Source organism: Pantoea sp. X-Soil-ISGK-355 (assembly GCF_059730805.1).
Genome location: NZ_AP035971.1, coordinates 1988652 through 2014161 on the forward strand (window position 1 = coordinate 1988652; position 25510 = coordinate 2014161).

At 52.0% G+C, this 25510-nt stretch carries 23 protein-coding genes and 1 pseudogene; 19 read left to right on the forward strand and 5 right to left on the reverse strand.

The annotated features are described in order from the left end of the window. The first annotated feature begins 4 nt into the window (after window positions 1-4). The 4 genes from AC6I8J_RS09210 to AC6I8J_RS09225 are packed head-to-tail and all read left to right on the forward strand — an operon-like array spanning window position 5 to window position 4231. Window positions 5-1507: a sugar ABC transporter ATP-binding protein gene (locus AC6I8J_RS09210; RefSeq protein ID WP_497825287.1), complete on the forward strand. Its 1503-nt coding sequence runs from the start codon at window positions 5-7 to the stop codon at window positions 1505-1507. Between the two features lie 32 nt (window positions 1508-1539). Further along, window positions 1540-2511 carry an ABC transporter permease gene (locus AC6I8J_RS09215; protein WP_010244946.1) on the forward strand — a complete coding sequence of 324 codons (972 nt, stop codon included), beginning with the start codon at window positions 1540-1542 and terminating at the stop codon, window positions 2509-2511. Then, the gene (locus tag AC6I8J_RS09220; RefSeq protein WP_161734709.1) at window positions 2511-3368 is read left to right on the forward strand and encodes a MurR/RpiR family transcriptional regulator; all 858 of its coding nucleotides are present in this window, start codon (window positions 2511-2513) and stop codon (window positions 3366-3368) included. The genes AC6I8J_RS09215 and AC6I8J_RS09220 overlap by 1 nt, the downstream gene beginning before the upstream one ends. Before the next feature lie 2 nt (window positions 3369-3370). After that, on the forward strand, window positions 3371-4231 hold the full coding sequence (locus AC6I8J_RS09225) for a PfkB family carbohydrate kinase (protein WP_161734712.1): 861 nt from the start codon (window positions 3371-3373) through the stop codon (window positions 4229-4231). A 41-nt stretch (window positions 4232-4272) separates the two neighbouring features. Here the strand turns inward: AC6I8J_RS09225 and curA are convergent, their stop codons facing one another. After that, window positions 4273-5304, reverse strand: coding sequence for an NADPH-dependent curcumin/dihydrocurcumin reductase (curA, locus tag AC6I8J_RS09230; protein ID WP_161734715.1), 1032 nt, complete (start codon window positions 5302-5304; stop codon window positions 4273-4275). Window positions 5305-5725: 421 nt separating this feature from the next. On the opposite strand from curA, the gene AC6I8J_RS09235 reads away from it, so the two are divergent. Together AC6I8J_RS09235 and AC6I8J_RS09240 are read left to right on the forward strand one after the other, a co-directional pair. Continuing rightward, entirely contained in the window at window positions 5726-6124 is a 399-nt protein-coding gene (locus AC6I8J_RS09235) for a VOC family protein (RefSeq protein WP_497825288.1), read from the forward strand. A 159-nt stretch (window positions 6125-6283) separates the two neighbouring features. Further along, on the forward strand, window positions 6284-6763 hold the full coding sequence (locus AC6I8J_RS09240; RefSeq protein ID WP_237566716.1) for a glutamate racemase: 480 nt from the start codon (window positions 6284-6286) through the stop codon (window positions 6761-6763). On the opposite strand, the gene AC6I8J_RS09245 is transcribed toward AC6I8J_RS09240, so the two are convergent. After that, a complete protein-coding gene (locus AC6I8J_RS09245) occupies window positions 6756-7505 on the reverse strand; it encodes a DeoR/GlpR family DNA-binding transcription regulator (protein ID WP_497825638.1) in 750 nt (249 codons plus the stop codon). The two genes, AC6I8J_RS09240 and AC6I8J_RS09245, sit on opposite strands and share 8 nt — an antisense overlap. A gap of 82 nt (window positions 7506-7587) precedes the next feature. Between AC6I8J_RS09245 and AC6I8J_RS09250 the strand changes: the two genes are divergently transcribed. Next, on the forward strand, window positions 7588-8172 hold the full coding sequence (locus AC6I8J_RS09250) for an NUDIX domain-containing protein (RefSeq protein ID WP_161734724.1): 585 nt from the start codon (window positions 7588-7590) through the stop codon (window positions 8170-8172). 42 nt (window positions 8173-8214) lie between these two features. Here AC6I8J_RS09250 and AC6I8J_RS09255 read toward each other — a convergent pair whose 3' ends face one another. Continuing rightward, a complete protein-coding gene (locus AC6I8J_RS09255) occupies window positions 8215-9315 on the reverse strand; it encodes an NADH:flavin oxidoreductase/NADH oxidase (RefSeq protein WP_161734727.1) in 1101 nt (366 codons plus the stop codon). 222 nt (window positions 9316-9537) lie between these two features. Between AC6I8J_RS09255 and AC6I8J_RS09260 the strand changes: the two are divergent. After that, a pseudogene (locus AC6I8J_RS09260) lies at window positions 9538-9837 on the forward strand (type 2 periplasmic-binding domain-containing protein); the annotation flags it as partial. A gap of 32 nt (window positions 9838-9869) precedes the next feature. Here AC6I8J_RS09260 and uraH read toward each other — a convergent pair. Both uraH and AC6I8J_RS09270 read right to left on the reverse strand, forming a co-directional pair. Next, a complete protein-coding gene (uraH, locus tag AC6I8J_RS09265; RefSeq protein ID WP_222924034.1) occupies window positions 9870-10292 on the reverse strand; it encodes a hydroxyisourate hydrolase in 423 nt (140 codons plus the stop codon). A gap of 527 nt (window positions 10293-10819) precedes the next feature. Beyond that, window positions 10820-11122, reverse strand: a complete 303-nt coding sequence (locus tag AC6I8J_RS09270) for a hypothetical protein (RefSeq protein ID WP_440829323.1) — start codon at window positions 11120-11122, stop codon at window positions 10820-10822. A gap of 77 nt (window positions 11123-11199) precedes the next feature. Between AC6I8J_RS09270 and AC6I8J_RS09275 the strand changes: the two genes are divergently transcribed. The 11 genes from AC6I8J_RS09275 to AC6I8J_RS09325 all read left to right on the forward strand — a co-directional run bounded on the left by AC6I8J_RS09275 (window position 11200) and on the right by AC6I8J_RS09325 (window position 25491). Beyond that, the gene (locus tag AC6I8J_RS09275) at window positions 11200-12009 is read left to right on the forward strand and encodes a DsbA family protein (protein ID WP_497825289.1); all 810 of its coding nucleotides are present in this window, start codon (window positions 11200-11202) and stop codon (window positions 12007-12009) included. 991 nt (window positions 12010-13000) lie between these two features. Then, a complete protein-coding gene (fimA, locus tag AC6I8J_RS09280) occupies window positions 13001-13564 on the forward strand; it encodes a type 1 fimbrial major subunit FimA (protein WP_161734739.1) in 564 nt (187 codons plus the stop codon). A 61-nt stretch (window positions 13565-13625) separates the two neighbouring features. Continuing rightward, the gene (locus tag AC6I8J_RS09285; RefSeq protein ID WP_497825290.1) at window positions 13626-14210 is read left to right on the forward strand and encodes a fimbrial protein; all 585 of its coding nucleotides are present in this window, start codon (window positions 13626-13628) and stop codon (window positions 14208-14210) included. A gap of 29 nt (window positions 14211-14239) precedes the next feature. Next, the gene (locus tag AC6I8J_RS09290) at window positions 14240-14926 is read left to right on the forward strand and encodes a fimbria/pilus periplasmic chaperone (protein ID WP_161734744.1); all 687 of its coding nucleotides are present in this window, start codon (window positions 14240-14242) and stop codon (window positions 14924-14926) included. 85 nt (window positions 14927-15011) lie between these two features. Then, complete coding sequence (gene fimD, locus AC6I8J_RS09295; RefSeq protein ID WP_161734747.1) at window positions 15012-17624, forward strand: outer membrane usher protein FimD; 2613 nt, start codon at window positions 15012-15014, stop codon at window positions 17622-17624. After that, entirely contained in the window at window positions 17621-18685 is a 1065-nt protein-coding gene (locus AC6I8J_RS09300) for a fimbrial protein (protein ID WP_161734750.1), read from the forward strand. The genes fimD and AC6I8J_RS09300 overlap by 4 nt, the downstream gene beginning before the upstream one ends. Before the next feature lie 12 nt (window positions 18686-18697). Then, complete coding sequence (locus AC6I8J_RS09305; RefSeq protein WP_222924029.1) at window positions 18698-19261, forward strand: fimbrial protein; 564 nt, start codon at window positions 18698-18700, stop codon at window positions 19259-19261. A 1713-nt stretch (window positions 19262-20974) separates the two neighbouring features. Beyond that, a complete protein-coding gene (locus AC6I8J_RS09310) occupies window positions 20975-21589 on the forward strand; it encodes a LuxR family transcriptional regulator (RefSeq protein WP_497825291.1) in 615 nt (204 codons plus the stop codon). A 19-nt stretch (window positions 21590-21608) separates the two neighbouring features. After that, complete coding sequence (locus AC6I8J_RS09315) at window positions 21609-22154, forward strand: fimbrial protein (RefSeq protein WP_161734756.1); 546 nt, start codon at window positions 21609-21611, stop codon at window positions 22152-22154. Between the two features lie 57 nt (window positions 22155-22211). Then, on the forward strand, window positions 22212-22958 hold the full coding sequence (locus tag AC6I8J_RS09320; protein ID WP_497825292.1) for a fimbria/pilus periplasmic chaperone: 747 nt from the start codon (window positions 22212-22214) through the stop codon (window positions 22956-22958). After that, the gene (locus tag AC6I8J_RS09325) at window positions 22909-25491 is read left to right on the forward strand and encodes a fimbrial outer membrane usher protein (RefSeq protein ID WP_497825293.1); all 2583 of its coding nucleotides are present in this window, start codon (window positions 22909-22911) and stop codon (window positions 25489-25491) included. The genes AC6I8J_RS09320 and AC6I8J_RS09325 overlap by 50 nt, the downstream gene beginning before the upstream one ends. Window positions 25492-25510: the final 19 nt, after the last annotated feature.

Here is a 25510-nt window from a genome sequence, read left to right on the forward strand (position 1 = left end):
GGGTATGGAACAGTTTCGCTTAATGATGTGTGGCATCAGCAAAAGTTACGGTAACGCCGCCGCGCTGCAGGAGGTCGATTTCTCAGTGCGGCCCGGCGAGGTGCACGCGCTGATTGGGGAAAACGGCGCGGGTAAGTCGACGCTGCTGAATATCCTCTCCGGCGTTCGCGGCGCGGACAGCGGAGAGATCTGCGTCAACGGAAACCGGGTGCAGATCCGCAGTCCGCTCAGCGCCCGTCAGGCCGGGATCGCGATGATCCACCAGGAGTTGCAGCATGTGCCTGAGCTTTCCGTGGCGCAGAACATGTTTCTGGGTCGCCCGCTGACCCGCGCCGGGGGCTGGTGGGTGGATAAAAAGGCCCAGCTGGCGCGGGCCACCCTGATTCTGAAGACGCTGGATCCCACTATCGATCCCGATACGCCGATCAGGAACCTCAAGGTATCGCAGCAGCAGATCGTTGAGATTGCCCGGGCGCTGCTGGATGACGCCAAAATCATCGCCATGGATGAACCGACCTCCAGCCTGACGCCACGCGAATTTGATCGGCTGGCGGAGCTGATTGGCGATCTGAAGTCGACCGGCGTTTCGCTGATCTATGTCTCGCACAAGATGAATGAGATTTTCCGGGTGTGCGACCGCGCCACCATTATGCGTGACGGAAAGCAGGTTGGGGTGGTCAACATCAGTGATGAGGATGAGGAGAGCATCGTCGCCAAAATGGTCGGACGGAAGATCGACAAGCTTGACCATCAGGCATTTGTCACCGATCGCGAAGTGCTGCGGGTAGAGGCTCTGACGCGTGGCAATGAGGTGGTGGCGGCCAATTTCAGCGTTCGTGCGGGCGAAGTGCTGGGGATTGCCGGGCTGGTGGGTGCCGGGCGCACAGAACTGCTGAAGTTGATTGCTGGTATCGACCGGCGCACCCGTGGCACGGTGAGCGTCAACGGTGCCGCGGTGAAGAACCACAACGTGCGTGCGGCGATCAAGGCGGGCATTGGCCTGGTACCTGAAGACCGCAAAAAAGAGGGCATTATCAAAGAGCGGGCGGTGAAGATGAATATGGCGCTGCCGTCGATGCACCGCTTCACGTCGGCGGGGCTGATGAACCAGGCCCGGCTGGACCGCGAGGCGCTGAAGGTCATGGGCGACCTGAAACTGCGCCCGCTCGACATTGAGAAAACCATCGGCACGCTGAGCGGCGGCAATCAGCAAAAAGTGATCATCGGCCGCTGGGTTGCGGCGGATGCTAATGTATTTCTGTTTGATGAGCCGACGCGCGGTATTGATATTGGTGCCAAGTCTGAAATCTATCACCTGATTGAAAAACTGGCCCAGGCGGGCAAAGCCATTGTGGTGGTGTCGTCAGAAATGACCGAGATCATGCGCATCTCCGATCGGGTGCTGGTGATGCGCGAGGGCCGGATAACCAAAGAGTTAACCGGCAGCGCGATCACCGAAGAGAACATTGCCCGTTATGCCATCAAAGATATCGACCAGACCGCCTGACCGCTTACCTGACACTATTTAAGGTTATAACTATGACAACTCAGACATCTACCGGGCCGGGTACCCGACCTGCGCTGCGGCTTAAATTTAATCTGCGTGATGCCGGTACCTTAATTGGCTTACTGATTATCGTGGTGACATTTTCGTTTCTGTCGCCGGTCTTTTTCACCCTGCCTAATCTGCTGAATATTCTGCAGCAGTCCTCCATCAACGCCCTGATTGCACTGGGCATGACGCTGGTGATTATCTCCGGCGGGATTGACCTCTCGGTCGGTCCCACGGCGGCGCTCTCTGCGGTGCTGGGTGCAACCCTGATGGCATCGGGCGTGCCGGTGCCGCTGGCGATCCTTGCGACGCTGGGTGTGGGCGCGATGTGCGGGCTGTTCAGCGGCACGCTGATCGCCTATGCCGGGCTGCAGCCGTTTATTGTCACGCTGGGCGGCCTGTCGCTGTTCCGGGCGATAGCGCTGATCTACACCGGCGGCAATCCCATCTTTGGTATTCCGCTGGAATTTCGCAGCCTGATCAACAGTACGCTTTTCGGTATCCCCACGCCGATTGTGATTGTGGCAGTGATTGCGCTGCTGCTGTGGACGGTGATGAATAAGACCCCGCTGGGGGAATATATTCTGGCGATTGGCGGCAATGAAGAGGCGGCGCGGGTCGCAGGTGTGCCGGTTAAGCGCACCAAGGTCACGGTCTATATCTTCTCCGGCCTGCTGGCCTCACTGGCCTCGCTGATTCTGATTGGTCGTCTGGGGGCTGCCGAACCGACCATCGGCAACCTGTGGGAACTGGATGCGATTGCGGCGGCGGCGATTGGCGGTGCGTCGTTAATGGGCGGCAAGGGCAGTATCTTCGGGACGCTGATCGGCGTGGTTATCCTCGGTGCGTTACGTAATGGCTTGACCTTACTGAACATTCAGGCCTTTTACCAATTGCTCGCTACCGGCCTTATTATTATCATAGCGATGTTGATTGACCGGGCGACCCGAGGCAAGTAATGAAGCAAGATCCGCGAGCCATTGGCGCTCAGATTCGTATGCGTTTGCCCCAGCTGACGCCGTTAGAACGTCGGGTAGCTGAGGCGATAATTGCCCGAACCGACATTACCGAGCAATCCTCATTAAAGGAGATTGCGCGGGAGAATAATGTCTCTGAAGCGATGATCGTTAAGATTACCAAAAAACTTAACTTCACCGGCTTCAGGCATTTCAGAAGTGGCCTGATTTATTACAACCAGTCTGAAGTGGCAGGGCTGCATGCGGAAATTGAGCCGGATGATTCATCGGAGCAGTTGCTGGCCAAAGTTTTCAGAACCTCTATCCAGGCGATTGAAGAGACCTTATCGATTCTGGATGTTTCTGAATTCAATCGTGCGGCGGACATTATCTTTAAAGCGCGTCATATCGATCTCTACGCCGTGGGCGGTTCTGCCGCCGTGGCGCGGGACCTGTCACACAAGATGCTGAAGATTGGCATTAAGTCGACTGCCTATGACGACGCCCACATCATGCTGATGTCTGCCGCCGTGTTATCTGATGACGATGTGGTTATCGCCATCAGCCATTCGGGTGCTACGCGTGCGGTGAACGATCCGGTCAGACTGGCGGGAAGGAATGGCGCGAAGGTTATCGCCATTACCAACTACGCCGAATCCCCGATCGCGCAGAGTGCGCATGTGGTCCTCAATTCAACCTCTCAGGGATCGCATCTGCTGGGTGAAAACGCCGCGTCACGCATCGCCCAACTCAATATTCTGGATGCGCTGTTTGTCGCTATCGCCAAGAAAGATCTGAAGCGGGCGGAGAAGAACCTGATGAAAACCCAGCATGCGGTTCAGGATCTGCGGGAATTCTAGCTATGAGCAAAATTGCAGTCACCGGCAGTCTTCACTACGACATTATGCTGGATGCACACCATCGCCCGGAAAAAGGCGAAACCGTGATGGGCAGCGCCTGTCACTATAAGTTTGGTGGCAAGGGAGGTAATCAGGCCGTCGCAGCGGCACGCGCGGGTGCCACAGTGCGCTTTGCCGGTTCAGTGGGGCGCGATCAGCAGGGGCAATTCCTGCTGGATCATCTGCAGCAGGCGGGGGTCGATTGCACCGCCGTCAGCATCATTGATGCGCTTCCCTCCGGGATGAGCGTGGCGATTACCGATGCCGAAGGAGATTACGGTGCTGTGGTGGTCTCCAATGCCAATCAGCAGATCCCGCTGGAGACCTTTGTGCAACCCGGTTTCTGGCAGGAGGTGTCGCTGCTGGTGCTGCAAAATGAAGTCCCGGAAGCGGTGAACCTCTGTGCGGCCCAGGCGGCACAGCAGCGGGGGATTACGGTCTGCGTCAATGCCGCGCCCGCCCGGCCGTTGTCAGCCGCGTTTGAAAACTGTATCGATCTGCTGGTGGTGAACGCCATTGAAGCGCGCGATATGTGCGGGATTAGCGTGCAGGATTTGACGTCGGCGCGCTCAGCGGCAGAATCGCTGGCCAGCCGGTTTGCCAGAGTGGTGGTTACCGCTGGTGAACATGGTGTGGCTTACAGCGAGGCGGGAGAGACGCATACACTGGCGGCGCAGAAGGTGACACTGGTCAGCACCCACGGTGCCGGGGATTGTTTTGTCGGCGTGTTGTGTCAGCGCCTGAGTAGCGGGGTAACGCTGGCAGAAGCGGTGAGTGCGGCAAATCGTGCAGCTGCCGAACACGTTTCCCGGCAGCCGCACTGATTAATGGCGTGCCACGTCAATGACGTGGCACGCTAACGTCATCAGGCGCCGACGTTCACCACGGTTTTACCGAAGTTTTTGCCATTCAGCATATCGATAAACGCCTGTGGCGCGTTCTCTAACCCTTCAATCATGTGCTCGCGATAGTGGATTTTTTTGCTCTCCACCAGCGGACGCATCGCCTCCAGGAACTCCGGATAACGGTCACCGTAATCCTGGAAGATGATAAAGCCCTGCATACGGATGCGGCGCTTCAGAATGCCCGCCATGATCAGTGAGGTTCTGTCCGGGCCTTCCGGCAGCTCACGCTGGCTGTAAGCCGAGACCAGACCACAGACCGGCACGCGCGCAGCGGTGTTCAGCAGCGGGAACACGGCATCAAACACTTTGCCGCCGACGTTTTCGAAGTAGATATCGATGCCATCCGGGCAGGCATTTTTCAGCTGCTCTTCAAAGTCGGCACTGTGGTGATCGAGGCAGGCATCAAAGCCCAGCGTATCGACCGCGAAACGGCATTTCTCTTCACCGCCCGCCACACCGACGACACGGCAGCCTTTCTGTTTACCCAACTGACCAACTGTTGCGCCTACCGGACCGGTTGCGGCGGCAACGACGAGGGTTTCACCCGCTTTTGGCTGACCGATATCCATCAGGCCCATATAGGCGGTAAAGCCTGGCATCCCGAGAATGCCCAGCGCCCATGACGGATGTGGCAGATCGTTGCCCAGCTTCGCAATCTCTTTGCCATCGGAGACGGCATATTCCTGCCAGCCGCTCTGCGCCAGCACCCAGTCACCGGTTTTAAACTCGCTGTTTTTCGATTCGACGACCTGACAGACGGTGCCGCCCACCATCGGCTGATCCAGCTCTGCCGGCGCGGCGTAGGATTTACCCTCGTCCATCCGGCCACGCATGTAGGGGTCAAGCGAGAGATAGATGGTCTTCAGCAGCAGTTCACCCTCTTTGATTTCCGGGACGGGCTGGGCCACATGGCGGAAATTCTCTTTGGTCGGTTCACCGTGAGGGCGTGAAGCCAGTAACCAGGCGTGGTTCTGGGTTGCTTGTTCAGTCATATTGTCATCCTTTTATAGCCGGGCAATGCTCAGGGCATCACCATATGAATACCGGGAAAGTGTAGATGACAGCGGCGGGAATGCGTTTAACGCTGTGAGCGGTAAGCATGATTTACCGATAACAGCGCATAAGGTGCTAACCGCGGGGACACCGCGGATGCAGGACCATTCATGTCGCGGGTTCAGACTGACGGCTGTTCACATCCGCTTGCAAAAAAACGGGCAGGCGAGTCTTCAGCGGTGTGGTATGACACGCATTACGCGAAGCAAACGCGGGTTGACTGTCAGCTCCCTCCCAAACCCGCTAAAGCGGGTTTTTTATGCTTTCAATTTATGGACATGGGAAGTTGCTGCGCATCCGGCGTCACGGGTAGCTCTGAAGATTGTGATAAATATCAGGGAATTTTACAGGGAGAGAACCATGATTATCCAGCATCTGCGTATTGCCCGACCGGTGACAGACCTGACGCAAAGCAGTCATAGCTATTGCCACGGGCTGGGGTTGCAAGAAATCGGTGAGTTTACCGATCATCAGGGGTTCAGTGGCGTGATGCTGGGCGCTGAAGGGCTGGGCTGGCATCTCGAATTCACGCTCTGTCACACGCATCCCGTCCGGCCATCGCCAACGGATGAGGACCTGCTGGTGCTCTACATTCCGCAACGGCCTGACTGGCTGGCCCGATGTGCCTGTATGGATGAGGCAGGATTTCTGCGGGTTCCTGCATTTAATCCTTACTGGGATCAACGGGGCGTGACATTTAGCGATAAGGATGGTTATCGTGTTGTTATCCAGCATGCAGCCTGGCAATCCGCAATCTGACGTGTAACGGAGCTCACCCTGAACATTCTTTGCTTTCACACCGCGGCCAGTAATATCGCAATATTTGATGATGCCGCCAGCGCACTGGCATATGAGACGTCGCCGCTGAATCATCTGGTAATGCCTGCGCTGCTGGCAGAAGCGGAATGCAGCGGCGGGATGACAACTGGGTTACGCCGCCGCATTGCCCAAATGATTGAAACGCTGCTGCCGCAGTTCGATGCGGTGCTGATCACCTGCTCGACGCTGGGGCCGGTTGCCGGTGATTTCAGCGCGCAGGATCGGGTTATGCGCACCGACGGGATGTTAGCGGAGGCGCTGCAGCGGCAGGCAGGGCGGACAGTCGCGCTCTGTGCGGCAGAATCAACACTGGCGGCGACGCGGACGCTCTTCTGCCAGCGGGGCAGCCAGACAGAGATTGCGCTGGTGGAGGGCGCGTGGGCGGCGTTTAAAGCGGGGGACACAACACGATACTTTGCACTGATTGCGGCAGCCGCCGAGCAGGCGTATCAGCAGGGAGCCATTGCGGTGGCTTTGGCGCAAAGCTCAATGACGCCGGTTGCCCTGCAGTTTCCCGCGGCACGGCGACCGCTGACAGGCCCGCATCTTGCGCTGCACGCCTGCTACGAACTCAGATGATCGTCACACCCTGCTGGCTCAGCGCCAGTTGCAGCGCGTCGTCCGGCTGCGTTTCTACAATCAGCGTGCTGGCCAGTGACAGATCGCCAATGGCAAAGGCGGAGGCGGAATTCAGCTTTTCGGCTGATGCCAGCACCACGGTTTCTGCTGCACGTCCTGCCAGCGCACGCTTCACCGTCGCCTCTTCGTAATTGCCGGTGGTCAGCCCGGCCGCCGGATGCACACCGGTCACGCCCATAAAAAAGAGATCGGCATTAATGCGGTTGATCGATTCCAGCATTGATGCGCCCACCGTCACCACTGAATGCTTATAGAGCTGCCCGCCAACCATAATGATCTCCACCAGTGGATGATCGGCTAATGCCAGCGCCACGCTGGGACTGTGGGTGACGGCGGTAAAGCTCAGCGCTGCGGGTAACTGTCGCACCAGTTCCGCGCTGGTGGTCCCGCCATCAATCAGCACAATCTGTCCCGGCTGGATCAGCGAGATTGCCTTCTGCGCGATAACCTGCTTTGAGGCGGTCTGCACGCTTTTGCGCGTTTCAAAGGTGGCCAGCGCAGCGGAAACCGGCAGGGCACCGCCATGCACCCGCTGCAATAAGCCTTCAGCCGCCAGTTCACGCAGGTCGCGGCGGATAGAGTCTTCGGAGAGGCCAAAGCGCTGGCTGAGGTCGCGCGATTGCACCTGTTTTTCCTGGGCGAGCAGGGCAAGAATCGTCTGTTTTCGCTGGCGGGATAGCATGACTGGCCTTTGCATGTTTTTTCTTGAAGTTGCACGATTTTGCATGATAGCGTGATAGCTGTCTACTATACTGGAGAGCATCATGCAGCAGAACCATCCCCGCGTGCGCATCATCAATGAGCAGTTGCTGTCAGATAACTGGTATACCCTGAAGAAATATACCTTCTCGCTGCTGCGCCGTGACGGCCGCTGGCAGGAGCAGAGCCGTGAAGCCTATGACCGCGGTAACGGCGCAGTGATCCTGCTCTACAACCGTGACAAACGTACGGTGGTGCTGACCCGTCAGTTTCGCTTTCCGGTTTTCCTGAATGGACATGATGGCTTTCTGATTGAAGCGGCCGCCGGTCTGCTTGATAACGCCTCGCCCGAAGCGCGTATTGTTGCCGAAGCGGAAGAGGAGACGGGTTTTCGCGTCAGCCATGTTCAGAAGGTGTTTGAAGCCTTTATGAGCCCCGGCTCGGTGACGGAGAAGCTCTATTTCTTTATTGCTGAGTATGACGATCAGCACCGCAGCGGCGAAGGCGGCGGAATTGCGGAAGAGGGTGAGGATATCGAGGTGCTGGCTCTCGATTTTGATCAGGCGTTACAGGCCATCGATCAGGGCAGGATTGTGGATGCTAAAACCATCATGCTGCTGCAGCATCTGCGACTCAAAGGTATCTTATAAGAAAGCGGGCAGAGCAACGTCTATGTGTTCTGCCCGTAAAGCTTACTGATCCTGCGTCAGAATGCCTTTAACATCATGTGGCTCAGAACGCAGATATTGCGGCGGAACCTGGACTTTGCCTTCCAGCACAGCCGCAGCGTGCCAGGGCCAGCGTGGATCGTAGAGAATACCGCGCGCCAGTGCGACCAGATCGGCATCGCCCTGTTGAAGCACACCTTCCGCCTGCTGCGGTTCAGTAATCAGGCCAACCGCAATCACCGGAATCGACACCTGTTCACGGATATCGCGTGAGAACGGCACCTGGTAGTTAGGCCCCACGCTGATTTTCTGATCTTCCGACAGACCCCCACTTGAGACGTGGATATAGGCGCAGTTCAGCGCTTCCAGCTCACGTGAAAAGGCGATCGACTGCTCGATTTCCCAGCCGCCTTCGACCCAGTCCGTAGCAGAAATACGCACGCCTACCGGCACGGACGCGGGTACGGCTTCACGGACGGCTTTGAACACCTCCAGTGGGAAGCGCATACGGTTTTCCAGCGAGCCGCCATATTCATCACTGCGCTGATTCGACAGCGGCGACAGGAACTGATGCAGCAGATAGCCGTGTGCGGCATGGACTTCGATCAGCTCAATATCCAGACGCACCGCGCGTCGGGCGCTATCGACAAAGGCCTGTTTTACCCGCGCCAGATCGTCAGTGCTCATGGCAACCGGCTTCACTTCATCCGCGCTGTAGCTCAGTGCGGACGGTGCCACGGTTTGCCAGCCGCCGGCTTCAGGTGCAATCTGCTTACCGCCTTCCCAGGGTACGGCACACGACGCTTTGCGGCCCGCATGGCCGAGCTGAATGCCCACCGGAATAGAGGAGTAGCGGCGCACATCTTCCAGCACCGTTTTCAGCGCAGCTTCATTGTCATCATTCCACAAGCCCAAATCGCCGGGAGAGATACGGCCAATATCCTCTACGGCGGTGGCTTCAATAATCATCAGACCTGCGCCTGAAAAGGCCAGCTGGCCAAGATGGATACGATGCCAGGCGGTGGCATTGCCTGCTTCAGCGGAGTACTGGCACATCGGCGCAATCACAATGCGATTATCCAGCGTAAGTTCGCCCAGCGAGACAGTGGAAAAAAGTTGGCTCATGTTATCTCCATGGTTTTATGACTGACGTGACAGGCAATAACTATAGCGGGGGATTGGAGAGACCGGGGTTAATGCAACGTGACATTTTATGACTACGTACCGGGTAACGGGTAGATTGCAGCAATCCCTGCGGGTTCTGAAGCAGGGACTGATACGTTAATGGTTCAGCCAGGCTGTACTGTGCAGGTCTGGCTGAACCGGGAGTTTGTCGCGGAAGCTTCGTTACGGTTCGAACGTCAGGGAGTGAAAGTTAAGATCACCAGAGCGCATCGTATTGGCCTCAATGAGAGTAACGGGCATCTGGCCGCGGGACTGGCTGGGCAGGGTTCATTAAGACGTTCAGCTATTCGCTGTCATCAATTTTGCGGCAGGGTGACATGGTGGAGATCCTGCGCGACTGGCGTCCAGCGGGTTATTCGTTTCATCGGGTTTATCCGCAAAACCGGCACGTGAAGCAACGGTTACGGGGGGGTTATCGACTGGCTGGTGGCGTGCTTTCCGGCGCGGGTTGCAGAAGAGTGAGGATCCGGCACCTGAGTGCCGGATTGGGCAGATTAGTTGCCGCGATAGGTTGAGTAACCAAACGGGCTCAGCAGTAACGGGATATGGTAGTGCTCACCGCTGGCGTCCATGTTGAACTCAACCGGGATCTCAGGGAAGAAGGTTTTCTGATTGGTTTTTTTATAAAAGTCACCGGTTTTAAACACGACACGGTAGCTGCCCGCGCTGGCCGTTTTGTCCTGCGGGAACAGGGCGCTGATGCGACCATTGTTATCGGTGACGCCTGATGCCAGTTTCACCCAGTTATCCTGCTGCTTCTGATCCAGTTCAACTTCAATACCGGCTGTTGGCTGGCCGGTTTGCAGATTAAGAACGTGCACGCTCAGTGGATTTTTAGCGGTAGCAGGCTGAGCTGCGATAGCGGATGCGCCAGAGGTCATCAGTAATGTTGCAATTAAAGCATATGAAGTTTTCATCAATGTTTCCTTTATTGATTGGTTGAAGTCGGATGACAGTTCAGAAAGAGTAATGCGCCTGAGGGCAAAGAGATATTCAGCCGCAGGAAATGTGAAATTTCTGAGAAAAGACACACTTTTTTAGTTACATCATACAAATATCAAATATAAACCTCAGATCTGCTTGAGTGCAGGCATTGCTTACCAGAATAAAAGTTCATGTTAAACCACTTCTCAATTCTGTCCTGAAAGCAGGGCGTTAACGGGTATGAATTGTCTTTATATGACGTGAGTCAATAAGTTACAGGCTTCACTAATGAAAATAGCCAGAGCGGCGCTGCACCCAGAGTAGCGCCGCTCTTTTTTATTACTCCTGCTGTCCTGATCCGGCATGGCAGCGCAGAGAATCCCTTCCTGGCAATGCCGGTAATCATTATCAGAAGGCATCAGGACGATGGCTATCGCCATACCACATAAACAACCCTATTCAGGACGACAAGCAATGAGAATGCGTAAACTGGCGCTGGCCCTTATGTTACTGGCAGGCGCTACTGATGTTTCAACGGCAATGGCGACGGAGTTATCGACTGCCGATCCCGCCTTAAATAGCCCGGTGAATACCCAGCCTGCACCTGCAGCAGCAGCGGTTTCGCAACCGGAGGCGAGCCCGCTATCGCCAGCCAGTACTGAAGCACCAGCCGCGACAACAACCGCTGCTGCATCGCAGCAACCGGCTGGTTCTGTAGCGACAACTTCATCCAGCCCAATATCAGAGCAGCAATCCGTCGCAACGGTGCCAGAAGCTGCATCCGGTTCAGCGCCGGCAACGCAGCAGGCTGAGACTTCTGCACCGGTTCAGCCCCAAGCGGACAGTAATCAACCGTCACCGGCTACAAAACCGACAGCTGATTCATCTTCCGGGGCAGAAATGAGTGAGCCACATCCGGCAGTAACCTCAGAGCAGCAGGCCACAGACGAAAACACCTCGAAAAAGCCTGCCCGGACTCAAGCTGCCGCCGATGAACCGCTGTTTACACCTGAACAGGAAGCCCGTATTGGCGAGATAGCGCAAGCCTGGCTGCTGAAGCATCCGGAATTACTGGTTGAAGTGGATCAGAAACTGCAGAAAATTCAGTATGACGAGCAGATGAAAGCGATGACCACTGCGGCAATTCAGCATCAGGATGAATTGCTGAATGATAAAACGGTGCCTGCTATTGGGCCTGAGAACGCTAAAGTCGCGGTTATAGAATTCTTCGACTATCAGTGCAGCGTCTGTGCCCGTCAGGCCCCCGTTATTCAGTCACTGATGAAAGCGAATCCCCAGGTACGCTTTATCTTTAGAGAGTGGCCCATTTTTGGCTATCGCTGGAAACCGTCTTTCCAGGCGGCTGAAACCGGTTTACGAATCTGGCAGCAAAGAGGCGGTGATGCCTATATGAAGTATCACAATGCGCTATTTGCCAGTGGTCATATTGAGGGCGCGCTGACACAAAAGGATGTCACTCAAGCCGCTTCTGCAGCCAGTGCCGGTAAGTTAAAAAATAACGATATGCTCGACACACTGTCCCGCACGGATATTCTGGCGAAAAATACAGGCTTTCAGGGTACGCCAGGAATCGTTGTGATGCCTCTGTCAGGTGCGACCGCAGATACGGTGACGATTTTCCCGGGAGGCGCGATGGAATCGATGCTGCAGGATGCGATCAACAAAGCCTCTGTTCAGGCGGGGCACTAGCCGACAGCGAATAACATCACCATAAACTGCCGGCAGGACAAAGGATATCCTGCCGGCATCTGTTCTGTTCCGGATGTTCACCGTTGATGCGCTCTGCGATTAACCGGCAAAATCCCCATCCTCCTGTTTCGTCATGATGCCTCGCGTTCAGCGCCCACATAATTCTGCTGCTCTTAACCTGAGCTGTTCCCGGGTTCATCTGCCTTACCCGATTTGATAATTATCAACGCTGCTCCGGCAACCCGTACATGTCAGGTTTAAATTAATAATGAAACAGTGTCCTTTTCTGGCTATTTATCTTTCTGTGTAACTTTCTGTTTGTGGTAATGATTCTTATTTTTGATTTGCGGTGGTTTTTAATTTCTTCGATTGTCATTGGTTTGTGTTTATACCTGGTTTAAGAAGTTAAACCCTTCAGAAACGAGATGGGTAAATGTCTGGTTAAATTAATTTCGAACTTTTGTTTTTTTAAAATTTATATTCATAACATTAGCATTCATCTGGCATGCATATTTATCTAACCTGCTGTTTTATAATAAACCCGGTCTGGCTATTAATTAGCCTGTGGCGATTGCTGTATTTAAATTTTCTGTTTTTTTGCTCGTCATCTTTAAACGGAGTTAAGGGGTGATGATTGTTATCTTTAAACGCCGGCCTTATACTCTGGACCATCAGGCGATCAGAATAGAATTATTTAAATCGTGACTTCCCTGTTGCGTGAAAAGGGGTGGCTCGCCGGTTTGATTAGGTTAAATGTATTTAAGAAGATGCTGATGCTGTATGGCGTAACTGTTTCGTGCAGATTAAACAGATTTTTAGATTCATTTTTGAAAGAGTCCGTTTAATGAACAACAGCGTAATATTTGATCTTTCTCTGCGACTTAAATAAGGCGCAGAAGCAGGGCACTCATGACTCTCACGGGGCGGAATAACCGGGAGAAGCGTGAAGTTATGTTGTGTAGTTACAGAAACTTTAATCAAGGGATATAAAATGAAAATGAAAAAACTGGCTGTCGCCATGAGCACAGCAGTCGCTTTATTTGCAGGTGTAGTCCATGCTGAGACTACTCCAATTACTGTTAATGGCGGCACGGTCCATTTCAAAGGTAAGCTTGTTGCTGCACCTTGCTCAGTAAGCACCGACACCAGCGACCAGGAAGTTAAACTGGGCGAATACACCACTCACCATTTCAAAAGTGCTGGCGTGCTTGGCTCGATTGTACCCTTCCAGATTAAACTGGAAGACTGCGATACCTCTGTAGTGACTACCGCAGCGGTTGCTTTCTCTGGCCGTGCAGATGCGACAGATCCAACACTCCTGGCAGTAGACCAGGACCTTTCATCGTCTAACAGCGGAACTGCTACCAACATCGGTATTCAGATTCTGGATAACAGTTCTGCCGTGGTGAAACTGGATGGTTCTACCTTCACTGATAAAACCACACTGATTAATGGCGAAAATATCCTTAAATTTGCTGCGCAATATAAGTCAACCGGCGTAGCAACCGCGGGTGATGCGAACGCTGACGCGAATTTCATCATGCAGTACAACTAAGTTCTGTGCCCATTTCGTCCGGTTGTTGAACGGGCCGAATGGGCATTTCTTAGAGGCTGAAATGATGATGCGTTCTGATTTTATCACCTTGTCTGTTGGCTTATTGCTGACTTCTTTCGCCGGATATGGCGCTATGAAAAATGACGTTGCTGAAATAACAAGTGGGAAATTACATATTCACGGCAAGGTTATTTCCGGGGCCTGCGTAGTCACCTCAGATAATGTGGATATGCACGTTGATATGGGTCAGTTTACGTTGCACGGATTTAAGCAGCCTGGTGATATCACCACCGCGGCGCGGCCCTTTACGGTTCACTTAGCTGACTGCAAAAGTGAAATCAGCAGCGGCGTAAATATTTCCTTTTCAGGAAGGGCGAACCCGCAAATGCCGAACCTCTTTCAGGTTTTGTCCGATGATGAGAGTACGGAAAACGTCAGCCAGAGTAGTGAAGATAGTCATGTAGGATTATTAATCTCTGGCCCACAAGGGAAACAGATTAAACCGGATGGGGCACCCGTGGTGCTACGTCAGGCGAGTGGAAAGGATACGGAGATCCATTTTATCGCACGTTATCTCGCCTCTTCTGTACGTGTTCATCCTGAAGAGCTGCACAGTGAAGTTCGTCTGAATATCGCGTACCCCTAATCTGAATCCCTTAATCAGGTCAAGTAATCATGCTGAAAAAATCATTAATCTCTGCGGCCATGCTGGCTGCCTGTGTAGTAAATACGGCTCATGCTGGCGGTATTGCGCCAGGGGCCACCCGTATTATTTACCCGGAAAGTGACCATCAGACATCGCTATCAGTCACCAATAGCGACAGTCATGAGCGCTATCTTATTCAGGCATGGGTGGAGGATGAAAAAGGGCAGCGGGTAAATGATTTTATCGTCACGCCACCGCTGTTTGCCGCGGCACCAAAAAGTGAAAACAATCTGCGTATTGTTTATACCGGCGCGGCCCTGCCCAAAGATCGTGAAAAAGTTTACTGGATGAACGTAAAAGCGATTCCGGCGGTTAATAAAGAGGCGATGAGCGGGGGGAATACCCTGCAACTGGCGGTTTTGTCAAGAATGAAGCTTTTTATGCGGCCGGATGGCTTACCGATTAGCGAAGTGGAATCGGCGAAAAAAATCGGGTTTCAGGAAAGAGAAGGGCAGCTCACCATTAATAATCCAACGCCCTATTATCAATCGCTGGTCAATATCAGCGTGGGAAATAAGAAGCTTGAAAACAGCATGGTTGCCCCGTTTGGTCAGCTCGCGCTTTCATTACCACGAGGCGTCTCAGGAAGCGTTCATTACCAGACCATAAATGATTATGGTGCTATCACCGCGCCACAAACCAGCGGCACGCATTAATCGCTTGCCACGATTTCATCTTTTTTAAACGCTCAGGGACACGATAATGCGCCACTCGGTATTTAGCAGGCCGGTTCAGGAGAAGATGCCCTCTTTTCGGTATTCAGCTCTTGCCCTGTTTGTCGCGCTATCCGGTTCGGCTCAGGCTCAGGACTGGTTTAACCCGGCCTTTCTGACGAAAGATGGCAATGAAGTTGCCGATCTCTCTCGCTTCGAAAACGGTTCAGGACAACTTCCCGGCGTTTATCGTGTTGATATCTGGCGCAACGATGAGTTTGTGACCACCAGTCCGATGCGCTTTGTTGCCGTTGCTTCTCAGCCTCAGGTCAGCCCTGCATCTGAAGCGGTGAAACAGGACGGGACAGGATTGCAACCCTGCGTGACTGTAGCATGGATGAAACGGCTGGGCGTTCATACTGAAAATCTGACGGCGTTAAAGGCGACGGATAATCAGGATCAGTGCATCGATCTCGCGAAAAGCTTTCCGGGTGCCGCCTCATATTATGATTTTGCCTCCCAGCGCCTGATGCTGACCTTTCCTCAGGCTGCGCTGAGAAACAGTGCGCAAGGCTATATTCCGCCAGAGGAGTGGGACGAAGGTATCAATGCGGCGCTGCTGAATTACACGCTCACCGGCAGTAAAGGTGACAGAAACAATAGCTATTATCTGAACCTTACCAGTGGTCTGAATATCGGAGCATGGCGGCTCAGAAATAACGGTGCCTGGAACCACTCCGATTATGCTGATGGCTATCATCAAAGCCAGTGGCAGAATATCTCCACCTTTGCGGAACGCACCATCATTCCGTTTAAAAGTGAACTGGTTCTGGGAGACAGCAGCAGCTCAGGTGATATCTACGATAGCCTGGGATTTCGCGGCGTACGGCTCTACTCCTCAGATGCGATGTACCCAAACAGTCAACAGGGCTATGCGCCGGTGATTCGTGGCATTGCATCAGGGCGCTCGCAGATTACGGTGCGGCAAAATGGTTATGTGATTTACCAGAATATTGTGCAGTCCGGTGCATTTGAAATTACGGATTTGAATGCCACATCATCCAGCGGTGACCTGGACGTTACGATTAAAAACGATGCCGGTGCAGTGCAAAAATTTGTTGTGCCATATTCTACCGTGCCGCTGCTGCAGCGCGAGGGGCGAACAAAATATGATCTGGTTGCAGGTCGTTATCGGAGCGGTCTGGCAGGTAAGGAGGATCCTTTATTTGCTCAGGGCACGCTTGCCAGAGGTCTCAGCAATGGCACAACGCTGTATGGCGGGAGCCAGATTGCCAGAAATTACCTCTCGGTTCTCACGGGGCTGGGACGCAATCTCGGTGACTGGGGTGCAGTCTCTGTTGATATCACCGCTGCCCGCAGTGAACTGGCGGATGGCAGTACGCATAATGGCCAGTCTGTCCGGTTTCTTTATGCTAAATCGCTGAATCATACCGGCACCACATTTCAACTGCTGGGTTATCGCTACTCAACGCGCGGCTTCTACACGCTGGGTGAAACCGCATGGGAAGCGATGAACGGATATCAGAATGAATGGAAAGATAGGGGGGACGGGCGCGGTCCGCAGCTTGAACCCGTCAGTTACCACAATCTTATGAACAGCAAAAAAGGGCGCTTTCAGCTGAGCGTTGCCCAGCAGATCAGCGACTGGGGCTCGCTAAGTCTAACCGCCACACATCAGGACTACTGGAATAGCAGCGGCAGCGATGAATGGTATCAGGCTGGTTTCTCCAGCGGCTGGCACGGCATTAATTACAATCTCTCCTATGCGCTCAGCCGCAGCAAGGGGATGCCGCAAACCGACCGGCTTATCTCGCTGAACATCTCGATTCCATTCGGACGCTGGCTGGGCCATGACATGGCCGAGCATGAAGCACTCAACAGTATGTATGCGACGGCCCAGGCTAACCGCGATCAGGATGGGGTTACCCAGATGCAGACGGGGGTGACCGGCACATTGCTGCAGGGCAATAACCTCAGCTATAGCATCATGCAGGGACACAGTAACCGAAATGGCGACAGCGGTAATATGAACGTCAGCTGGGACGGGTCAGATGCCAGAGCGAGCGGGGGTTACAGTTACAGTAATGGCAACCACGCGATGAACTGGGACGTTTCAGGCGGGATCATCGCCCATGCCAACGGCATCACGTTCAGTGAGCCACTTGGGGATACCAATGTCCTGATCAAAGCGCCGGGTGCTAAAGGTGTGCATGTCGAGAATGAAACCGGCATCAGTACTGACTGGCGGGGCTATGCGGTCATGCCGTATGCCTCGGTTTATCGCAGTAACCGGGTCGCGCTGGATGTAAAAAGCCTGGATATGCACACCGATCTTGACGATACCGTCCGCGAAGTGGTGCCAACGGAAGGCGCGATCGTGCGGGCGGAGTACACTGCCCATGTCGGATTACGCGCAATTTTCAGTCTGATGCACAACGGTCGTCCCGTTCCCTTTGGGGCTTCAGTGACCGATAAAATCACCGGTGCGACCAGTATTGTTGGTGACACTGGCGACGTCTATATGACAGGGATTAAACCTAAAGGCACGCTTTCTGTGATATGGGGAAGCGGCTCGTCGGATAGTTGCATGATTCCTTATGAGCTGCCTGCAGAAAGTGAAAAATTACCTGTCGCGCGTATGACACTTAACTGTATTGCTATGGTGAAAAATAATAAATGACTCTATTGCCGGGACTAATGCACAGAAAGTCAGCACTGTCTGCTTCAGTGCTTTTATATTTATCATTACTGGCAGGCAGCGCGCCTGCCTTTGGCTACAGTTACCACTGCACCGCACAGGGTGGAACGCACAATTTTGTAATTGATAATATCCAGAAGGATATTTCAGATAAAGATAAGGATAAAGCGGGGGCTATTATTACCGATGCGGAAGATTTTCAGGGGCAGGGATCGTATACCGGCCATTGTGATGAACCCCCTTATCCTTTTACAGCCGAAGCCTATGCGACAGCGGTCAGTCCGCTTCAGCCCTCAGAAAAAATCGGCGACACGCAGTGGTATAAACTCAACGACTATCTTGATGCATCGTTTCAGGTTTTTGTAGGCGGGAACAGTCAAACGTTTCCACAGGTGCCTTTTTATGATGTGTCAAATAAATTACCGATGAACCGGAGCCAGATGAGCAGTGGCTGGGGAACCGGCAACAGCGGAAAGATCTCGTTAAGGATCCGAAAACCTTTTATCGGCTTCTCACAATTCAGCGTTCTGGCGCTACAGACCTACTTAAATACGCAGCAGGGCATTCAGGTCAGCGGTGAGGCTATCGCCAGCGTAACTATTGGCGGACAAATTACCATTCCGCAAAATTGTGAATTTTCGCCAGATAAAATCATTACGATTGATTTTGGTAATATTGGTGCCTCTGCGTTTGCCGCTGCAGGCGCGGGCAATAAACCCGCCGGTGTAAATCCGCAGACCCGCAATATTGGTATTTCATGTAAAAATATTGATGCGCAAGCCATGCTCTCCTTAAGGCTTGAGGCGAACAATGTCGCCAGCAATGCGATTGTCTCGGATAACCCGGATCTCGGTTTCGTTCTGGCCGATAAAGACAGTAAACCCTTAATTCCCAATAATGCGGAGAGTAAAATCCCTTTTCAGCTTGATGGCAATGCCTCTGCAACCGTTCCCATTACGGCCTGGCCCGTCAGCATTACCGGCAATAAGCCAGCGGAAGGCAGATTTACCTCCGAAGGCTATCTTCGGGTCGATTTTGATTAAGGCGGGAAGATAATGGCTATGAATCAGTCAGGTCGCACTATTTTGCCAAAAATCATCCTGATGGCCGGTGGTGCAGCGATACTTTTTTATACCTCGCAGTCGGTGGCAGCCGATGCGCTGGCACAAATTAATATTCGCCTTACAGCAACCGTCGTCGCGGTCGGTTGTACGGTCGATCCGGGCGACGTCAATAAACCCGTTGACCTCGGCGAATGGCAGACTAAGCAGCTGGTTAAAACGGGGCAGACAACCAAACCGGTGCCGTTTAGTCTTCATCTGACCGGCTGTAGTGCCGACAATGCAAAACTGACGTTCACCGGCACTAAAGATACCAATGACAATACGTTACTGGCCATTGATAGCAGCGATGAGAATGCCGCTTCCGGTGTGGCGATTGAGATTCTGGACAGCCAGCATCATCGTATCCCGATGGGTGGGGATACGCCGTCTGCAGTGATCGATGCAAACGGAGATGCCACCCTGGATTTCTGGGCTGATTATGTTTCAACTGACGTGAAAAACGTAAAGCCAGGGGATGCGAACGCCGCGACGCAATTCACACTGACTTATGATTGATGGATAGCTGTGCGACCTCCGGAATTGTGGTTGCTTTCGGTGCAGAAAGAAAACAATCAATGTGTTCAGGCCCGACAGGTAAGGTGGCAGTGGCGGTGCGATTTCAGAACAGTGAAATGGCACGCTTGCCAATCGCGATTTACAGACCCTCAGGGACAGAATGAACCTAATGATTCAGGGTTGAAGCAAAGCAGGGAACGTCGGACCCGCAGTTAAGCCTGCAATAATCTCTATCATTTAACATAATATACATTATGCGCATACTCATTATGGCCGGAAGCGTGATGCTCTGTTGTATGGTCTGCTCACCATTTTGGGCTGATCCTGACGGTTTTCCTCTTTACAGCAAAATCTGTCAGAAACGATCACAATGTCTGCCTGGCCTTGTTACTGTCGCTTACTCTGTTCCGAAACTGAAATAATGTGATGCTACTTATTCAGCATGGCTTTCCCGGCGGGACAGCTTCTTCAGTGACGCTACACGCTATCCTCTTACCAACAAATCTGATGTCGAAAATGTGCAGTCGGACGATGCGATGACGGCTTCGCCCTTTGCGGCTGGCTGAATGCACTGCTGCGTATTCTGACCGTTTCTCTGCTCAGGTGCTTTGCACAACTTAAGCAGTGACGTCGCTACGTGAAAATTAGCGCATTCATCAGGGCTGTCGGCCACAAAAATGCTGTAGAGGCGTCTATACATCACCGCTTTATGTTCATCCTCATAGTCTGCCGTGCAAACCACTAAGTTGTCGTAAACGCGTCCACGTGTAACTACGCTTTCTTCACTCCGTTCCTTGCCAGGTTAATCCTGTAATAAGCAAGAAAGCCTGAGTCAGCTTTCTGCTGGCTGTCTGGTCAGCCGGACTCATACTGGCTATTCGCGTTTCGATTGCAAGGCAGTCACCGTGGCGCAGTGATGCTTTTGCCCTGAGCCTTGAAAATAAAAGTCAGTGACATCCGGTTGTTTTCAGTACTATCAGCGACACGCAAAATGAGACGTAACGTCCCTGCTCTGTCCCGTCATCCAATAACTATCTTGTATAATCTGACAAAAAAGAGAAACGTAAATTTCGCACAGCAAAGATGATTCTTCGCATACAAATTCTGAATGATAACGCCCGGGAAAGAAATAAATATAGATCTCTTTTCTTTTAATGACACTGCCAAAAAGAGTGATGTTTTCATGCGCTAAATAACTGATTTAGATCAATATTTATAGCAAGTGCGTCAATTAACATATTTGTTACCAGGAGTATTCTTAATTAAATGGGATGTGAACGATAAATATCGTCGCTAATTTTTTTATTAAACCCATTTAAAATGCAGCTCGTTTCAATGAAAAAGGGAGTAAGTCCTGATAGAGCCAGTAAAAAATCATTTATCAATGCCATCATAGTGGCCGTTATAGACAAAATCGGCCACTGAACAAAATTCGCTCACATTTAGCATTGAGTGCGGAATTTTTATTGATCAAAGTGGCGTTATTTGCGAAATATTCCTAACGGACGTAAAAAAATCCTGGTCTCTCAGCACTGCTGAAGACGTCGTCGCCCTTTTTTTCCCGAATTTTCAACAAATATTACTCCCGCCCGTGGAGGTGGCTCCTTAAGAAAAATCCGAATAAAGAAAATAGCGGATAATTTTCATCGCCTTGAAAGGCGGAGATTTTTATCGATAAAATAATCACAACTCTCGCAACAACGCCAAAATATTATGATAAAGATAACCAGAGAGGAAATTCGCTGCGCCAGTTGTAAATATGGCTGTGATCTCACCCATCGCGCATCAGACATTTATAACAGATGTCCGTTGCAAAAAATTACCACCTGGCCTGGAGGGAATCATTTTTTCTCTTCATCCATACTCAGCATGGTCGCTGGAAAATATGAGAGCCTCTTTTGCAGAGGATGTGTATTCGTTGACTTCTCCAGGGAAAATGTCAGGTACTTTACCAATAGCAACTGGATTGAGTATTTAAAACATACCGGATTAATGCTGATTATCGTCAGTGATCGCCATATGGAGCCGCTTGCGGCTTACTGGCAAAAAGAGGACCTGCGTATACAAACTGTGATTTATGCCGACCTGTCCCTGGAGGAGATAAACGGACAAATCCAGGGCTGTTATTTCGGTTTAAAAGGCGAAGTCAGGAAAAAAGTGAATGCACTTAAACAGGATGAAGTTCGGTTCCTTGATCTGGCGATGAACGGACTTTCACTGCCGATTATTGCCAGAGAAATGGGAGTTGAAGTCAAGCGTGTTTATAACATCAAAGATGCCATTCGCCGGAAAATGGGCATCAGCCTCAATCAGTTATTTTCCGCATAATTATGATAAAGGAGTATTAATGAACACCAAACTCAGAACGCTTAATTTTGCTGTGTTAATCAGTGCCGGACTGGTGTCAGCCAGCGTGTTTGCAGCTTCAGATAACACCATCAATTTTCAGGGAGAAGTTACTACTGAAACCTGTTCTGTTTCCGTAAATGGCAACAATGCATCCCCTGTCGTGTTGCTGCCAACGGTCAGTACTTCGGACCTTGCTGCCTCTGGTGCAACTGCGGGGGATACCACCTTCACCGTGGGCGTTAGCGGCTGCGCCGGGGACAGTACCTCGGCCACCAAAATCTCGACGGTGTTTGTGGGGAATAACGTTAGCGCTGCCGGTAATTTATCTAACACCGGAACCGCAAAAAATGTTGAGGTACAAATCCTAGATCCGAAAGATGCAGTGGTTAATCTGACCAGCGGTTATACCGGCAGCGGTGATCTGACATTGCAGACCGGTGAAACTTCTGGCTCTGCCACCTACTCTGCCCGTTATTACGCATCAGGGACGCCAACGGCGGGTACCGTTACCGCATCACTGCAATATGCCGTGACTTACCAGTAATATTTTTCGTGCGTATCCGGATAGCCAGATACGCACGCCACGCTTGAGATATCCGACATGTATTCGCGCATTATGCTGTTCCCATTAAAAATGGTAATACTGTTTTTTTTGATGACGTTTATTTCGGATAACGTCCAGGCAAGCGTCACTATTCTTGGCAGCCGAATTATTTATCCGGGCGATGCTCTCTCCGTCGATGTTCAGTTAAAGAACAACGATAATATGCCTTATGTCATTCAGGCCTGGCTTGATAATGGCAATATGGATTCGCAACCTGGCGATAAGAGTGACGTGCCTTTTATTATCACGCCACCACTGTTTCGGATCCAGCCTCTGACCGGTCAGGTTTTAAGAATCCGATTCCTGCCAAATGTCTCATTACCACAGGATCGCGAAACGATTTACTGGTTCAACTCTCTGCAGATCCCCCCTGGGAATATTCAGGCGGAATCAGGTCGTAACAGTATTGTTTTAATGTTACGTAACCGCATGAAACTCTTTTATCGTCCTAAAGTGATTGGTCAGCCGGTTAATGTTTTCGACAGTGTAAAAGTAACGATGCAAAAAGAGGGGGTTGAAATCAACAACACTCAACCCTGGTATCTCTCACTTACAGAAGTTGCAATAAAAACAGCCGAAAAAAAAACAGCCTGCAAAGCCGACATGATTGCGCCCTTTTCCAAAAAAATCGTCAGGTGTAAACCGACAACGCACTCTTTATCAGCTAATAGCGTGATTTCTCTTTCAGCAATGAATGACCAGGGAGCTAAAGTCAGTGAAGACTATCCGATTGCAGGCAGGTAATATCCGCATCTTTTTTTTTCCTCTCTGTGCATCATTTACTTTTTCAACGTATGGACACGCTGATGAGTACTATTTCGATCCTTCACTGTTTAAAGGTTCCGCCTTTGGCCAGAATATTGATCAGTTTAACCATCAGACTATCGCCCCCGGCAACTATTATGTCGATATCTATGTTAACAATAAGCTGGTTAAAAGCGGCGTCACCCTGAACTTTCTATCAGCAGAGAAAGGTCAGCCGATAGAACCTTGTCTCCCGCTGACGGTGGCTGAATCATTAAGCCTCAAGTCACTGAATAAATCTTCAGCCAGCGAGGACTGTCAGCCCTTGCGTTACTGGTCATCAGCGGCCCGCTGGCAATTTGATCAGGCTTCACTGCGGCTGCAATTCACCATTCCGGATGCGGAGTTAATTCATCTGCCCAGGGGAAATATTCCCGTCACCGAATGGGATAAAGGGATCTCTGCCCTTTTCATCCGGCATAACACCAATTATAGCTGGACGGAAAATACCGCTTCTGGTTACAGATACCAGTATCTCTGGAGTGGCATCACGGCGGGCACGAATATTGATAACTGGCAGCTGCGCCATCAGGGCAATCTGCGGTTTATCGACAATAACGTTACCGGCAGCGATGTTCGCTACACAACGGTCAGAACCTGGCTTCAGCGCCCCATTGAACCGCTGAACAGTCTGCTGACGCTGGGCGACAGTTATACAGAAAGTTCGCAGTTTGGCAGCCTTTCTTATAATGGCATTAAGCTCACTACCGATGAAAGGATGCGTCCGCAAAGCCGGCGTAGTTATGCGCCCGAAATTCGCGGTGTGGCCTCCTCCAGTGCCCGGGTTATCGTCAGGCAGCTGAATCGCGTTATTTATGAGACCAGCATTGCGCCTGGTCCCTTTGTTATCAACGATTTGTACAATACCCGAAGCCAGGGCGATCTCGATGTTGAGATTATTGAAGCCAATGGCAAAACGTCCTCGTTTACCGTTCCTTATGCCTCCGTGCCTGATTCGGTCAGGCCGGGAAACTGGCATTACTCGGTTGCATTGGGTCGGGTACGGCAATTCTACTCAGTTAATAACACCTTCTTCGAAGGGCTGTTGCAGCGCGGTATCAGTAACCGACTGACCGCTACGGCAGGAGCGCGGCTGGCTCAGGACTATCAGGCCTGGCTGCTTGGCGGTGTCTGGACCTCGGCGGCGGGCGCAGTGGGATTAAACACCACCTTTTCTGATGCAAAGGTCGCACAGAACAGAAATGCTTCGGGATGGCGCGCCGAGCTGAGCTACAGCAAAACTTTTGCTACCGGCACCAACCTGGTCCTGGCCGCCTATCGTTACTCAACCAGCGGTTATCGCGATCTGCAGGATGTGCTGGGCGTTCGGCGCCAGCAGGACAATGGCGTCAGTTACTATTCAGATACGCTGCATCAGCGTAATAATTTTTCTGTGACCCTGAGTCAGTCTATGGCCGATTATGGCTTAATCAGCCTGAGCGGCAGCACGGCGGATTACTATAATAACCGGTCACGTATTACTCAGCTTCAGTCAGGTTACAGCAACAGCTGGAATAACATCAGTTACAGTCTCAACGTTGCCCGTCAGCGTACTACCTGGAATTACGATCGTTTCGGGCTGAACCTTGACGAGGGTAATAACTCATACCGCGAGAAATATACCGAAAATACCGTTTCACTGAATGTCTCGGTTCCGCTGAACTGGGGCAATCACACTACCTCAGTGGCCTATAACTACAACCAGTCTAAAGAAACGCGCAATTCGACTCTCTCACTGACCGGTTCATCTGGCGAGAATAATCAGCGATCCTGGTCCCTGTATGGCGGAACCGAAAATACGCAAAGTAACACCGGCCACCGTGTCTCGTTCGGCGGAAATATTCAGCAGAATACGCGCGCAGGTGCGGTCAGAGCGAATTATGGTCAGGGGGATAATTATCGCCAGGCTGGATTAGGGCTTTCTGGTACGTTGCTGATTCATCGCGGCGGCGTCACCGCCGGACCTTATACCAGCGACACTTTTGCGCTTATCCATGCGGAGGGTGCCCAGGGCGCCAGCGTACGCAATGGTCAGGGTGCCGTCATTGATCATTTTGGTTACGCTATTCTGCCGTCGCTGACGCCATATCAGGCCAACACCGTCAGCCTTGATACACGCTATATGAATGCTGATGCCGAATTAAGCGGCGGAAGCCAGCGCGTTGTGCCCTATGCCGGTTCCGTTACCCGAATTAATTTTGCCACGCTGCAGGGTAAGGCCGTCTTAATCGCGCTCAAAAATGAAGATCATGAAATCCCGCCAATGGGCACTGAGGTCCGTGATGCTGATAATACCGTGATAGGTATTGTGGGCCAGGGTGGGCAATTATATGCACGTGTACCGCATGACTCTGGAACCTTAAAGGTAAACTGGGAATATAAGGGCAACAAAACATGCTTTGTTAATTATCAAATAACCGGTCGCGTCAATGAGGATATTGTTCGCCTGGATGCTGTCTGCCATAAGGGTTAAACGTGTGAGAATCGAAAAC